Origin of the sequence: Paenibacillus sp. B01, from assembly GCF_009649995.1 — a bacterium.
In the GTDB taxonomy this organism is placed as follows: Bacteria; Bacillota; Bacilli; order Paenibacillales; family Paenibacillaceae; genus Paenibacillus_O; species Paenibacillus_O pasadenensis.
The window spans coordinates 4,685,570-4,699,600 of record NZ_CP045802.1; the positions used below are offsets into that span (position 1 = coordinate 4,685,570).

Annotated in this window: 11 protein-coding genes; 4 read left to right on the top strand and 7 right to left on the bottom strand. The window is 63.4% G+C overall.

Annotation, left to right across the window (positions count from 1 at the left end; genetic code table 11):
* Positions 1–106: 106 nt before the first annotated feature.
* Entirely contained in the window at positions 107–709 is a 603-nt protein-coding gene (locus GE073_RS20115) for a DUF948 domain-containing protein (RefSeq protein WP_101808085.1), read from the bottom strand.
* 348 nt (positions 710–1,057) lie between these two features.
* On the opposite strand from GE073_RS20115, the gene GE073_RS20120 reads away from it, so the two are divergent.
* From GE073_RS20120 to map, 4 genes are all read left to right on the top strand, one after another.
* Positions 1,058–1,222, top strand: coding sequence for a DUF1328 domain-containing protein (locus GE073_RS20120; RefSeq protein ID WP_028600758.1), 165 nt, complete (start codon positions 1,058–1,060; stop codon positions 1,220–1,222).
* Between the two features lie 179 nt (positions 1,223–1,401).
* Entirely contained in the window at positions 1,402–2,235 is an 834-nt protein-coding gene (locus GE073_RS20125; protein WP_228551674.1) for a lipase family protein, read from the top strand.
* A gap of 119 nt (positions 2,236–2,354) precedes the next feature.
* Positions 2,355–2,717: a helix-turn-helix domain-containing protein gene (locus GE073_RS20130; RefSeq protein ID WP_153784173.1), complete on the top strand. Its 363-nt coding sequence runs from the start codon at positions 2,355–2,357 to the stop codon at positions 2,715–2,717.
* Positions 2,718–2,808: 91 nt separating this feature from the next.
* The gene (gene map / locus GE073_RS20135) at positions 2,809–3,552 is read left to right on the top strand and encodes a type I methionyl aminopeptidase (protein ID WP_153784174.1); all 744 of its coding nucleotides are present in this window, start codon (positions 2,809–2,811) and stop codon (positions 3,550–3,552) included.
* A 119-nt stretch (positions 3,553–3,671) separates the two neighbouring features.
* Here the strand turns inward: map and GE073_RS20140 are convergent, their stop codons facing one another.
* The 6 genes from GE073_RS20140 to rocD form a co-directional block, all read right to left on the bottom strand.
* Positions 3,672–4,394, bottom strand: a complete 723-nt coding sequence (locus tag GE073_RS20140; protein ID WP_028600755.1) for an amino acid ABC transporter ATP-binding protein — start codon at positions 4,392–4,394, stop codon at positions 3,672–3,674.
* On the bottom strand, positions 4,391–5,044 hold the full coding sequence (locus GE073_RS20145) for an amino acid ABC transporter permease (RefSeq protein WP_307719995.1): 654 nt from the start codon (positions 5,042–5,044) through the stop codon (positions 4,391–4,393). Before GE073_RS20145 ends, GE073_RS20140 begins: the two co-directional genes overlap by 4 nt.
* A gap of 23 nt (positions 5,045–5,067) precedes the next feature.
* The gene (locus GE073_RS20150) at positions 5,068–5,907 is read right to left on the bottom strand and encodes an ABC transporter substrate-binding protein (RefSeq protein ID WP_028600753.1); all 840 of its coding nucleotides are present in this window, start codon (positions 5,905–5,907) and stop codon (positions 5,068–5,070) included.
* A gap of 301 nt (positions 5,908–6,208) precedes the next feature.
* Positions 6,209–10,636, bottom strand: coding sequence for a M20/M25/M40 family metallo-hydrolase (locus GE073_RS20155; protein WP_153784175.1), 4,428 nt, complete (start codon positions 10,634–10,636; stop codon positions 6,209–6,211).
* A gap of 1,106 nt (positions 10,637–11,742) precedes the next feature.
* Positions 11,743–12,684, bottom strand: coding sequence for an arginase (rocF, locus tag GE073_RS20160; protein WP_052333667.1), 942 nt, complete (start codon positions 12,682–12,684; stop codon positions 11,743–11,745).
* Positions 12,685–12,762: 78 nt separating this feature from the next.
* The gene (gene rocD / locus GE073_RS20165) at positions 12,763–13,971 is read right to left on the bottom strand and encodes an ornithine--oxo-acid transaminase (RefSeq protein WP_153784176.1); all 1,209 of its coding nucleotides are present in this window, start codon (positions 13,969–13,971) and stop codon (positions 12,763–12,765) included.
* Positions 13,972–14,031 lie beyond the last annotated feature (60 nt).

Below are 14,031 nucleotides of genomic sequence, written 5' to 3' on the forward strand. Positions count from 1 at the left end.
CAGCCGAAGCGGCCCCCCTGCCTGCCTTTATAGCCAAACGTTTGGTTCTATCCTAAAGCAACTTGCCGGCAAAGTCCAGCCGCCGCGCGGCGCGGCTCGTACGAATCTAGGCTTTGGAGCGGCTCGAACGGATCAGGCGCGCCGCCTGGATGCCGACGTCCAGCCAGCCGACCCATGCGGGCGAGCCGGAAGCGTCCTCGGCCAGCACCGGAACCTTCTTCGGCGGCTGGCCGGCAGCGGAGCCGCCGGAGCGCAGCGGCACGGCCGTGCCGGCATAAGCGGCGGCGCTGCCGCTGCGAGCGTCCGTTTCCGCTGCGGGCAGGCTCGCCTTCAGGCCCTTTTCCTCCAGCTCGGCCGTCACCGCCGATTCATGCGCCTTGCGGCGCAGGCGGTTCGTCCAGCCGGTGGAGAACTCGCGGGCGGCAGCGGCGACTTCATGCACGGTCGTGCCGACCTCGCGGACCGAAGCCATCAGCGGATCGACGGCATCGATCTGGTGATTGACCTGTTTGGTCAGATCCTTCACGCTTACGACCAGCTCGTCGACATCGCCCTTCCATTCCTGCACCGCACCTTGAACCTCGCGGATCGCCCCGCTCGCCGCGTCAAGCGACGACTGCACTTTCTTGAGCGTCTGAGCCAAATAAACGACGAGCACCGCGATCGAAATGGCGATGATCAGCACGCTGATTCCAATCAAATAGTCCATGTTCTATATCCTCCTCAGACGGCTCTTATCGACCGATTTTGACTTAAGCGTTAATACCCCGGGCTTCGTCGATCCAATCAACGGATCGGCCGCTGGAAAGCTTTTGCGGCCGGTAGCCGCAGGTCGGCAGGGTCGCGAGCGCGCTCAAAAATTCAGATTAGATGTAAGGCCGGACAAATTCAGGGAACGATTGTTTAGGGCTCAAAGGCCAGGGTTAATACAGCTACATCAGCGGACGGCAAGCAACCGTCCGGCGGATCCGAAAGCTTCGGAAGCCTCCAGCAGAGGCAAGCCGAATCATCCGGATCCGCGCCAACCAACTCTACTTTGAAAGGTATGGTGAATCCCATGTTGAGATGGGCCGTTATTTTTCTGATCATCGCCATCGTCGCCGCAATCTTCGGCTTCGGCGGCATCGTAGGAGCCGCAGCCGGCATCGCGAAAATCCTGTTCTTCGTCTTCCTGGTGCTGTTCGTCATCTCCCTCATTACCGGACGTCGAACGACCCCTTGACGCTAGACAGGCGGCAGCGAATTCAGACTAGACATCCCGATCCCTTTGACAAGGGCTTCGGGATGTTTCTATTTTATAGCGAAGGATAACCCGGCATCGGCTCTGGGCTTAGGCGCAACCGGATGCGCTGCTGCATATACTGCTCTACAAGCACTCTAGCGCCAAAGGAGCTGGGCAGCGTGAGCAGAAAAGTGAAACTCAGCAGCGCCACCCCTGTCATGGATCAGCGAACGGCTTTGTTTCTTGCGGCCGTGTGCGGACAAACCTATCTGCTGCTGAAAGGAACGGGAGAGGTGCGGCTGCCCGACGATTACGAGGTGGTCGGCGTCTTTCAGGCCGGGGGGCATGCCGGAGCCCCAGCCCAGCCGTTCGGCTTCGTCGCCGAATCGCCGCATGCGGTCGTCGCCGCGTTCCGCGGCACGAGCTCGACGTCGGAGTGGCTGACCGACTTCATGGCCGAGCAGGTCGACTACGCCATCGTCAAGGACGGCGGCAAAACCCATCGCGGCTTCACCTCCCTCTACGAGAGCCTGCGCTCGCAGCTGCGGGAGCTGCTCGGACGGACCGGAGCGCGCAAGCCCTTGTTCCTGACCGGACACAGCCTCGGCGGCGCGCTCGCGACGCTGGCCGCTCTCGATCTGGCGAAGAACGACCCCGTCCGCAAGCCGATCGTCTACACGTTCGCCGCGCCGCGCGTCGGCGATTCCGATTTTGCCGAGGCGTACGCCAAAGCTGTCCCGCGCAGCTTCCGGCTGGCGAACAGCAACGACATCGTCACCTATTTGCCGCCGCTCGTCTATCAAGATCCGCGAACAAAGCTGATCTACTACTACGCCCATGTGAGCGAGCTGGCCGAGCTCGACTTCAGCGGCGGCAGCTTCTCCGGCAATCATGTGCTGCTCGGCTACTTCAACGCGCTGGCGGCACGGGAGCCCGAGTTCGCCGCCGCGATGTGCCGCAGTCCGATCGGCTGGTGTCCGAACGCGCAAAAGCTGCCCGGCGAGGGCAGCTAGTCCTGGCCAAAGACGTCCTTTCCCGCCGGCTCGGAGAAGGACGCCTTTTGCGCGCGCTCGCGCTGCGCTATAATGAGGCGATTCCATGCCGGCTGTCCGGCCAAAGGAGGCCTTGACCCATGACGACTTCGAACGCCCCCGGCCGCATCGGCCTCGGCGGCCGTCTGCGCGCGCAGCGGCAGCGGCTCGGCTGGACACAGCAGCAGCTGGCAGACGAGCTGTCCGTCGCCAAGTCGACCGTCTCCCAATACGAGAACAGCGTCAATGCGCCGGACTATGACATGCTGGTTCGGCTGTGCCGCCTGTTCGGGGTGTCGTCCGACCACCTGCTCGGCCTCTCGGCCGAGGCTGCCGGCCCTCCGTCGCTTCCTCAGTCGGGCGACGATCCGCTCGCGCTCTCGGGCCTCCGCGCCGACGAGCGCGAGTTTCTGCTCGCCAGCCTCGAAGCCTATCGATCCGCGCTGCGATTGCGCGGATCCTGATGCGGCTGCCTTGGCGGCTGCAGCCGACGCCTGCGAGGGCCTGCATGAGATGGACATTCGGCGCCGCATCTTTTCCAACAGGAGGGATTCCATGAACTTGAAAACGAAGGAAGAGCTGGCCCTCATGCGCAAGGCCGGCCAAATCGTGGCGGAGTGCCACGAGCTGCTGAAGGAACGGGTGAAGCCCGGCGTCACGACGCTGGAGCTGGACCGTCTCGTCGAAGAAATGATCCGAAAGCGCGGCGCCGTTCCAAGCTTCAAAGGGCATCACGGCTTCGCCTACTCGATCTGCTCCGCGCCGAACGACGTCATCTGCCATGGCTTCCCCGATGACCGGCCGCTGGCCGAGGGCGACGTCATCTCGATCGACATCGGCGCCTTTTATCAGGGCTTCCATGGCGACTCGGCCTGGACCTACGCGGTCGGCGACGTCTCCGAGGCGATCCGGCGGCTCATGCACGACTGCCATGAAGCGCTCTTCCTCGGCATCGCGCAGGCGGTCGCGGGACGGCATGTCGGCGACATCGGCGCGGCCGTCGACCAGCTCGCCCGGGCCCGCGGCTACGGCAACGTCCGCGACTTCAGCGGACACGGGCTCGGGCGCGAGCTGTGGGAGGAGCCGTCCGTGCCCCACTACGGCTTGCCGGGCAAAGGCCCGCTGCTCCAGAACGGCCTCGTGCTGGCGATCGAGCCGATGTTCACGCTCGGCGACTCGCGCGCCTTCGTCGACAGCGATGGCTGGACCGCCCGCACCGCCGACCGCTCGATCTGCGTCCAGTACGAGCATTCCGTCGCGATCACGGAGGACGGTCCGCACATCCTGACCGTGCTGTAGCGGAGGCCGGGGGCATCCAGCAAACAAAAAATCCCAGGCACATATGTGCCTGGGAACGTCAATCAAGACTCCGGCCGCCGCGGAGAACCGGCTGCTGCAAGCGGCTCAGCCTCGGCTGCTTACAGCACCTTGGACAGGAACTCCTTGGTCCGGGCATGCTGCGGAGCGGCCATGACCTCGCGCGGGTCGCCCTGCTCGACGATGTAGCCGCCGTCCATGAAGATCAGCCGGTCGGCGACCTCGCGGGCGAAGCCCATCTCATGCGTGACGATGATCATCGTCATGCCGTTCTGCGCCAGCCGCTTCATGACGTCGAGCACCTCGCCGACCATCTCGGGGTCGAGCGCGGACGTCGGCTCGTCGAACAGCATGACCTCCGGCTGCATCGCCAGCGCCCGCGCGATCGCGATGCGCTGCTTCTGGCCGCCGGAGAGGCTGTCGGGACGCGCGTCCCGCTTGTCCTCGAGGCCGACGGAGCGCAGCAGCTCCAGCGCGATCCGCTCGGCCTCCTCCTTTTTCAAGCCTTTGACCTTGCACGGAGTGATCGTCAGGTTGTCCAGCACGGACATATGCGGGAACAGGTTGAAATGCTGGAACACCATGCCCATCTTCTGGCGGATCTCGTTGAGCTCCTTTTGAGCCGCGGTCACGTCGCGGTCCTTGAACCGGATCGTGCCGCCAGTCGGCTCCTCGAGCCGGTTCAGGCAGCGCAGGAACGTGCTCTTGCCCGAGCCGCTCGGTCCGATGACGGCGACGACCTCGCCTTTCTGGATGCTGGCGTCGATGCCTTTGAGCACCTCATTGCTGCCGAACGACTTGCGCAATCCCTGGATCTCGATCATCGCTTGCCCAGCCTCCTCTCCAGCACGCCCAGCAGCTGCGAGAGCGTGAAGGTCATGATGAAGTAGACGCCGGCCGCTACGATAAGCGGCTCCAGCGGAATGAACGTATTGCCCTGCACGGTGCGGGCGTTGTACAGCAGCTCCGCGATGCCGATCGTCGAGACGAGCGACGAGTCCTTGATGATGACGATCAGCTCGTTGCCGATCGCCGGCAGCATGTTGCGGAACGCCTGCGGCAGCACGATCAGGCGCATCGCCTGCCAGCGCGACATCCCGAGCGAGCGGGCCGCTTCCATCTGGCCCTTGTCGATCGCCTGGATGCCGGCGCGGAACACCTCCGCCATGTAGGCGGCGCTGTTGATCGTCAGCGCGACGACGCCGGACGCGAAGGCAGGCAGGTTGACGCCGAAGTTCGTCAGGCCGTAGTGGATGATGAGAATCTGCACGAGCATCGGCGTGCCGCGGATGATCTCGATGTAGGCGGTCGCCAGGAATTTGACGATCCAGATCCGCGACAGCCGCATGAGGGCGAAGCCGATGCCGAACAAAGTTCCGAGCAGCACGCCGAAGAACGACAGCTGCAGCGTCACCCACGCGCCGCTGATGAAGTACGAGCCGTACTCATCCAGAAAGGAAAAGTTCAAGTTCATCTATAGAACGCTCCGTCCGTCGTTTATTCGCCGACGAGCTCGTTCGCTTCCACGACGAAGCGGTCGATGTCGCCGCTCGCCTGCAAGCGGTCGATCGTCTTGTTCACGGCGTCCAGCAGCTCCTGATTGCCCTTCTTGATCGCGATCGCCGAGCCGGCTTCCTCTTCCGACTGCTCGATCTTCACGTCCGCCAGCGCGATGCTGTCCTGCGTCTTGACGTATTGGTCCGCGACCGGCTTCTCCACGATCAGCGCGTCCACGCGGCCGCTCGTCAGCTCCAGGATCAGCTCCGGAATTTTCGCCAGCGACGTCAGCTTCGCGCCTTCGACTTCCTTGGCGATGCCTTCCTGGATCGAGCCCTTCTGCACGCCGATCTTCTTGCCTTTCAGATCGTCCAGGGAGCCGTAGCTGCCTTCCTCGCCCTTCTTCACGATGACGCCTTGCTCCGCTTTATAGTAGATCTTGGAGAAGTCGACGTTCTGCTTGCGTTCCTCCGTCGGCGTCATCCCGGAGATGACCAGGTCGACCTTGCCGCCGTTCAGCGCCAGCAGCAGCCCGTCGAAGTCCGAGTCGCTGATCTCCAGCTCGGCGCCGAGATCCTTGGCGATCTCCTTGGCGATCTCGATGTCGAAGCCGACGATCTGGTCCTTGCCGTCGATCTTCTTGTGGAATTCGTAAGGCGCGTAGTCCGCGCTCGTGCCGAGCACGAGCTTGTCCATCTGCAGTCCGCCCGGGGCTGCCGATGCCTCCGCCGTCGGCGCCGGCGAAGCCGTCGCTCCCGCTCCGCCCTCGTTCGTCGTCTTTTGTCCGCATGCCGTCAGCAGCAGCGCTGCCGCAATCGTAACCGTCCAAACCTTTTTCATTGGCTGCATCTCCCCTGCCTCTATGAGTTGTGATGAATTATGCACGAAAAGTAATAATTAATTACCGGAAGCCAGTATAACATTGCCGGACTTCCCGCACAACTGCCGGGCATAATTAGGCAGTCGACTTAACAATATTACCCAAAATACTAGCATTTATTCCCTGCATGTCGATGCTGCAAGCAAAATAATAAGCTTTATCGGATTACCGCATCATCGCTTCATCCGTTGCTTGTCTTAGCAGCAAGAAAGAACTGCCCGCAGGCAGTCCTTTCTTCGCATGCTAGGTTCCGCTCGGCATCTAGGATACCGCCAGCAGGCGGCTGACGATGACCGCCGCCTGGGCGCGGTTCGCGTCGCCCTTCGGCGTGAAGTTGCCGTCGCCGGTGCCGAGGATGATGCCGGCGCTGGCGAGCAGCGCGACGGCGTCCTTGGCGTAGCCGCCGATTTTGGCTTGGTCGGCGAAGCCGGCAAGCGTCGAAGCGGTGTCCGGAGCGGCAGGCTGAGCCTTCAGCTTCCAGACGTTCGCGGCCATGATCGCCATCTCCTCGCGGGTTACGGCGCGATTCGGCTCGAACTTGCCGGTGCCGGTGCCCTGCACGATGCCGGCCGCTACGGCGCTGGCGATCGCCTCGCTGTACCAGGCTCCCGCCGGCACGTCGCTGAAGCTCGTCCCGCCGCTGGCGGCAGGCAGCCCGTAAGCGCGCGCCAGCATCGTCAGGAATTCAGCACGGGTGAGCGTCTTTTTCGGACCGAAGGCGTCCTCGGTCAGTCCCTTCAGGATGCCTTTGGCCGCAAGCTCCTGAATGGCCGATCCCGCCCAGCTCAGGACAGGTCCGAGATCCTTGAAGTTCGGCACGACGACCGGGGTCGGCGTCGGGCTAGGCGTAGCCGTCGGCTCTGCCGACGGAGTCGGCGTCGGGCTAGGCGTAGGAGTCGGCGTCGGCACATAGATCGGGCCGCCCGAATCCGGCGTCGGCGTCGGCGCGACGATGCTGCCCGCATCCGCGAACTCGGCTTTGGTCGCCGCGTTGTAGATGGCGTTCGCCAGCAGGCGGTATTGAGCCTGCGGATGCGCCTTGTTCGTCAGCTCGTTGGAGAATGCCGTCACATACGTCAGATCCTTGTGGTACGTAAAGCCGATCGTCTGGCCCTTGACCGCATCATGTCCCGGCCACCAGCCGGCGATGAAGAAGTCCGGATCGCCGCTCGCCTTGGCGACGACGGTCGAGCCGCTCGGCACGCTCGTCACGAACGTTCCGGATTGCGTATACAGATAGTCATCCGCTTCATAAGGAGCGCCGATGATGCTGTCTTGGCTGATCGTCGCCTTGAACAGGCCCTCATGCGTGCTGCCCGTCGTCTTGAAGTCGAAGCCCGGCAGCAGGCCGGAGGTCTTCAGCGTGCTCATCGCCGCGCGGCCGTAGCCGATGTACGGCTTGCCCGCTTCGACGAGCGGCTTGTTCCACGTATTGACGAGCACGTCGCTCGCAGCGGCGTCCGTCGTCACGTTGAAGCCGAGATCCTTGAGGGCGAACGCCGGCACGCCGGAGGCGGCGACCTTCACCGCAGGCAGCGGCTTGCCGTAAATCGTTCCGCCCGGGTAGCGGACGGCTTGCAGCGAATACTTCGCGAGCAGCGGCTTCAGGCTCTCGTACGAGACGAGGTAGTCGCCCTTCTCGTAGCCCGCGCCGCCGGCCGTCAGCAGCGTGACCGTCTTGCCGGCCGCCGTCAGCTCGTTCACCGCGCGGACCGCGTCGTTGTTCGTGCTCCGGATGACATAGGCGTCGCCGCTGCCGGAGAGGGAGCTGGCCGGCTTGGCCGCCTTGGCCGCGCGCTCAGTGGCGCCGGCAAATGCGCCTTTGTCATAGACGGCATAGCGGTCGAATCCTCTCATATAAGAGAAGCTTTGCACGATGTCCGCGTACATCTCGCCGAAGTCGGAGACGTCGATGCCGTCGTACAGCACCAGGTTCGCGAAGCTGCGCTTCGCCTGGTTCATCGGCACGATGTACGTGCCGGCCGGATACAGCTCGCCGCCGGCGAGGACCGGACGGGTCGTGCGCTCGACCTTCACGCCGCCCCGGATGAGGTAGTTCGCCATATTGGCCGCTTCGAGCGCGTTCTTTTGCAGCGATGCGTCTACAGGAAGTACATAATAGTCCGGGAAGAAGCTCTTGCCTTCCGGACGCGGACGTCCGATCGGCTCATACTCGGCGTTCACGAGATACTGGTCGACGTTCGGGCTGTCGACGTTGTCCACGCCGCGCTTGTATACCTCAAGCTGGTTCAGGAACAGCTTTTCCTTGTTGTGGATCACATAGTCCGTCGAGGCGAACAGCGTGTACAGCAGCGCCGTCGTCGACTCCTCGTTGAGCTCCGGAATCTCGATCGTATGGCCGAGCGCTCCGTGATGCATCGCGTACACCGCCGTGTAGGCCGGAGATGCGTCATCCCATCCGGTCGCGTTCGCGATCACTTCGCCATCCTTGCCTTCGGCCAGCTTCTTCGCCTCAAGGTAAGGGATATGGTACTTGTCGTAGTACGTGTTGGCGATCGCCGCGCGACCCATCGCATCCGCCTGCTCGACCATGCTGTCGATGAGCAGGTCGTAGTCGATGTTCGGATCATGCGGCGGCGTGCAAGGCTCGATCAGGAACTCGCCCACGAAGCCGTGCAGGTCCAGGAACGACAGCGGCGACCATTTCGCGATTTCGCTGGCGACGATTTGCGTCTCCGGCTGCGTCTGGTACGAGTTGTCGCGGTTCAGGTCGAACCCGTTCGCGTTGGCGCGGGTGTTCAGGAAGCGCCCGTCCGGGTTCTGCGTGAAGTTCATCAGGAAGATGACGTTGTCGAGCGCCTCGTCGATGTCGATCGTCACCTGCTGCTTCTGCCCGCTGGCATCGGTCGTCTCGTAGGAGATCTCGTCCTTCTTCGTCATTTCCTCGAAGAAGTTCAGGATCGCGTCGACGCCCGGCGCCTCGTCCGGATGGATGTTGTTGATCCAGATCGGCACCTTGTAGCCGGTCAGCTGGCCGCTGCGGATTTTCGCCTGCAGCGCGGCCGGATCGTCCATCATGAGCGGCAGCGTCTCGTTCACGTACTGGTCGACGGACGCCTTGTCCTTGGCCAGCACGGTGAAGTTGATGTCGCGGCCTTGCACGGACTTGCCGAGCACTTCGGTCTCGATGTAGCGGCCCGCCTTGGACTCGGCCGTGATGCGGTCGATCTCCGGACGGATCTCGTCGTACGTGCGGTACGAGTCGTACACGTTCAGCTTGATCGGCGCGGAGCCGATGCGTTCGCCCTGCTTGTCCGTCACCATCAGCTCATGCGTGCCGAGCAGGCTCGGATAGTCGCGGCGCAGCGTCGACGGCGAGACGTTCAGCTGCTCGTATGGCTGGTTGTTGACCTTGTACGCCTGGTCGAACACAACCGTCGCCGTCACCTTGCCGTTTGCGACGACCGGCTTGTCCTTCAAATAAATGAAGGCATTGCTCGTCGGCTTGGCGCTGGCGTCGCGCTGCTTCCAGTCGGACAGCGGCTTGCCGCCGAAGCTCCAGTTCAAGTAGGTGTCATCCGATACGGTAAAGCCTCTCGGCACCGTGAACTCGACTTCGATCTCGCTTTTCTTCGTCAGCGATGCCTTGTCGCTGCTCAGCTCCAGCTTCGCGCCCGGCTCCTTGATTTCCCGGAGCAGCTGCGTCAGCACGGACGCGAACGTGCTCAGGCGCTCCTCGATGCGGCCCGGATAGTTCGTGTTCAAATAGTCCAGCGTATCCTTGCCCGTATGCCAGATCTCGCCGTCCTTCTCCGTCTGGGTGTAGCCGTTCTTGTCGCCCAGGCTCCAGTTGGTCGCTTCCAGATAGCCGTACGGAATGCCCGCGTCCTCGAACGGCGCATGGTCGCTCCAATCGCCCGTCGTTCCGGCCGGATACTCGGCGTTTTCGCCCGGCTGCGTCTGCAGGTCCAGGTTCAGCCGCTGCGCGATGGCGAGCGCCTGCTCGCGGACGAAGCCGGCCTCGCCTTCGTCGCCGTAGACGTACATGTTGTCGCCGGCGGCGAGGCTGTCGAGATTGATCATCGCGACGGTATTCGCCTTCTCTTCCTCGCTCATGGCCGCGACGTAGGCAGCTGAGCCTTGCTTACCGTTTTCCTCCGAGCCGAAGGCGACGAACTTGATCGTGTAAGGCAGATCCTGCTGCTGCGATACCGCTTTAGCGGATTCAAGCATGACGGCGACGCCAGAGGCGTTGTCGTCGGCACCCTTGCTCGGCGCCTTCACGCTGTCGTAGTGGGCGCCGACGATGATCGTGCGCGGCGACTTGCCGTGCTTGACGGCGGCGACGTTGTTCGACTTGCCTTGAGTTGTCCTTGTCGTATACGTGAACTCCGTGACCGTAGGGCTGTAGCCCATGTCCTCGAACTGCAGCTTGATGTAATCCCGGGCCGCTTGCTCCTCTGCCGAGCCCGCCGGACGAGCGCCGATCGCGCCTGCCAGATGGTTCAGATACACATACGCGTCGTAGCCGGCTTGTCCCGGCTGCAGCGACGTGCTCGCCAGTACGTTGTAAGGCAATGCTGTCGGCTCCGTGACGACCGCGGCTTCTTGGGCATAGGCTGTGACCGCCCAACCAGCCGGAGATACGAGCGTGCCTGCGACGGACAGCGCGACGACTGCCGCCAGGAACGGCTTTCTCGCCTTTTTGCTGCGCTTCTGTTCGACCAACGTTCATTCCTCCCCGAATGAAATCTCTCTTCTTCCCCTTGCTCGCTGAATGCTATGTATACAATATTCATAACATTGTATATTGTATGGGAGAAATTATAACACCCCGCCCGCCTTCTGCCCAGCCCTTTTTCGAGAAAATAGCGAAAAATCGCGATCGGGCGCGAATCGAGATCAATCTGCATCTTTATTCATAGATTCCGAGACCAAACTTATCCGAACGCATGCCGTTGGATGCGGAACGCAACTGCCGCGTCTATGGCGGCGGCGATGGAGATGGACGGGTTTAGCTGCCACGGGAGGAATTGCCTCGCTAGATCGAGGGCGCTACGCGCGGAAAAACCGTGCGTAGCGAGCTCAGCTCCCTCGGTCTGGCCCGCTACGCGCGGAAATACTGTGCGTAGCGAGCTCGGCTCCCTCGGCCTGGCCCGCTACGCGCGGAAATACTGTGCGTAGCGAGCTCAGCTCCCTCGGCCTGGCTCGCTACGCGCGGAAATACTGTGCGTAGCGAGCTCAGCTCCCTCGGTCTGGCCCGCTACGCGCGGAAATACTGTGCGTAGCGAGCTCAGCTCCCTCGGCCTGGCTCGCTACGGGCGGAAATACTGTGCATAGCGAGCTCAGCTCCCTCGGTCTGGCCCGCTACGCGCGGAAATACTGTGCGTAGCGAGCTCGGCTCCCTCGGCCTGGCCCGCTACGCGCGGAAATACTGTGCGTAGCGAGCTCAGTTCCCTCGGCCTGGCCCGCTACACGCGGAAAAACCGTGCGTAGCGAGCTCGGCTCCCTCGGCCTGGCCCGCTACGCGCGGAAATACTGTGCGTAGCGAGCTCGGCTCCCTCGGTCTGGTTCGCTACGCGCGGAAAAACCGTGCGTAGCGAGCTCAAACTTCCTTCACGCGTCGTATGAGCCAGCAGCGAGTTGCCGCTATCCGCTCAGCTAGCGTTCCGTAAACCAATCAACGGGTAAAAACGGACCTCACTCCATCCGCCGATGTCCCGCACACCAATCGAGAGGCTAACTAGTTGGCGATCTGCCGCGCCCCGGCGTCACGCAGGCGCCTGGCGCGCTGGCCTGCGGCTGCGCATCGTCCCTGCTGCGGGCGCGCCGCCTTACAGAATCCGCTTGCCGAGCAGCGAGGCGGCCAGCTCGACGGCCAGCCGCGACGTGCGGCGGCTCGGGTCGAGCAGCGGATTCACCTCGACCAGCTCCAGCGACGTGGCGAGGCCGCTTTCGGCCAGCAGCTCCATCGCATAATGCGCTTCGCGGTAGTTCAGCCCGCCCGGCACCGGCGTGCCGACGCCGCATGCTTCGAGCGGATCGAGCACGTCGAGGTCGAAGCTGACATGCACGCCGTCCGTGCCGTCGCCGGCGATGGCGATCGCCTGCTCCATGACGGCATGGATGCCCATGCGGTCGATCTCATGCATCGTGAAGCAGCGGATGCCTTCCGCGCGGATGAATTCCCTTTCGCCCGGATCGAGGTCGCGGGCGCCGATGATGACGACGTTCTCCTTGCGGATGAACGGACCCGCCCCCGGGATGTCGGCGAGCGTGAAGCCGCCCCGCCCGATCGCGGCGGCCAGCGCCATGCCATGGATGTTGCCCGACGGCGTCGTCTCCTCCGTGTTCAAGTCGCCGTGCGCGTCGAACCAGATCAGCCCGAGATTGCCCCGATGCCCCGTCAGTCCGGCCAGCGTGCCGATCGCGATGCTGTGGTCTCCTCCCAGGACGAGCGGGAAGCGTCCGCCCGCGGCCGCCCGGTGCACCTGCTCGCCGAGCAGTCCCGCCATCTCCTTCACCTCGGCCAAGTATTTCATCTTGGTCCCGGCGGTCGCGGGTTCGGCGGCGAGACGCGGCACATCGACGACGATCTCCTCCGCCAGCTCGAGGCCCATATGCTTCAGCTGGCGCTTCATGCCCGCCTCGACGATGCTCTCCGGGCCGAGCTCGGCGCCCGCCCTTCCGCCTCCCAGCCAGAACGGCGCATGGATCAGCTGGATTTTTTTCGCCGCTTCCGGGCGGCTGTGGAACGATTCGGCATAGCTGAACATATCGGATTGCCCCTTTATCGATGGAATGGAAATCGAATTCAGCTCGAGGTCAGATTCAGTTCATTCACGTCAACCGCTTCAATCCAGTCCGTGGCCGTCGCCGACGAGCACGAGCCGCAGGCGCTCCAGCGCCCACTCCAGCTCCTCCTCCGATATCGTCAGCGGCGGCGCCAGCCGGATCGTATTTTCATGCGTCTCCTTGCAAAGCAGCCCCAGCTGCATGAGCTGCTCGCAGTACGGACGCGCCGGACCTTGCAGCTCGATGCCGATGAACAGGCCGCTGCCGCGGATTTCCTTGACCGCGGGGCTGCCCATGGCGCGCAGCCGCTCCATGACGAGGCCGCCCAGACGGAGCGAGCGGCCGGCGAGATCCTCCTCCTCCAGCACGTCCAGCGCGGCTGCCGAGACGGCGCAGGCGAGCGGATTGCCGCCGAACGTCGAACCGTGCGAGCCGGGCTCGAACAGCCCGAGCACCTCATCGCTGGAAGCGACGGCCGAGATCGGCAGGATGCCGCCGCCGAGCGCTTTGCCCATGATGTACAGATCCGGCACGACCCCCTCGCGGTCGCAGGCGAACGGATAGCCGGTGCGGCCGAAGCCGGTCTGGATCTCGTCCGCGGCCATCAGCACGCGGTGGCGGTCGCACAGCTCGCGGATGCCGCGCAGGTAGCCGTCCGGCGGGAGCACGATGCCGGCCTCGCCCTGGATCGGCTCGACGAGGATCGCCGCCGTATGCGGCGTGATCGCCGCCTCCATCGCCGCCAGATCGCCGTACGGAACGATCGTAAAGCCCGGCAGGAACGGGCCGAAGCCGCTCTTGTACTCCTCATGCGACGAGAACGAGGTGATGGCGAGCGTGCGCCCGTGGAAATTGCCGCTGCAGACGATGATGTCCGCCTGGCCGTCCGGCACCCCCTTGACGCGGTACGCCCAGCGGCGGACCGCCTTCAGCGCCGTCTCGACCGCCTCCGCTCCCGTATTCATGGCGATGAGGCGGCTTTTGCCCGTATAGCGGGCTAGCTTCTCGTAAAATTCACCGGCGGCGGTGCTGTGGAACGCGCGCGAGGTCAGCGTCACCTTGTCGGCCTGCTCCTTGAGCGCGGCGACGAGCTTCGGATGGCGATGGCCGTGGTTGAGCGCGGAGTAGGCGCTCAGAAAGTCCATGTACGACTTGCCCTCCGGGCTCTTCACCCAGACGCCCTGGGCTTCTTCGATGACGACCGGCAGCGGATGGTAATTGTGCGCCGCATACCGTTCCGAGAGTTCAATCGTGCGAGCCGAGTTCATAAATCCTCTCCCGTCTGCATCAATATGCATATTGTATTTTGTATACAAATCATGCCGGTA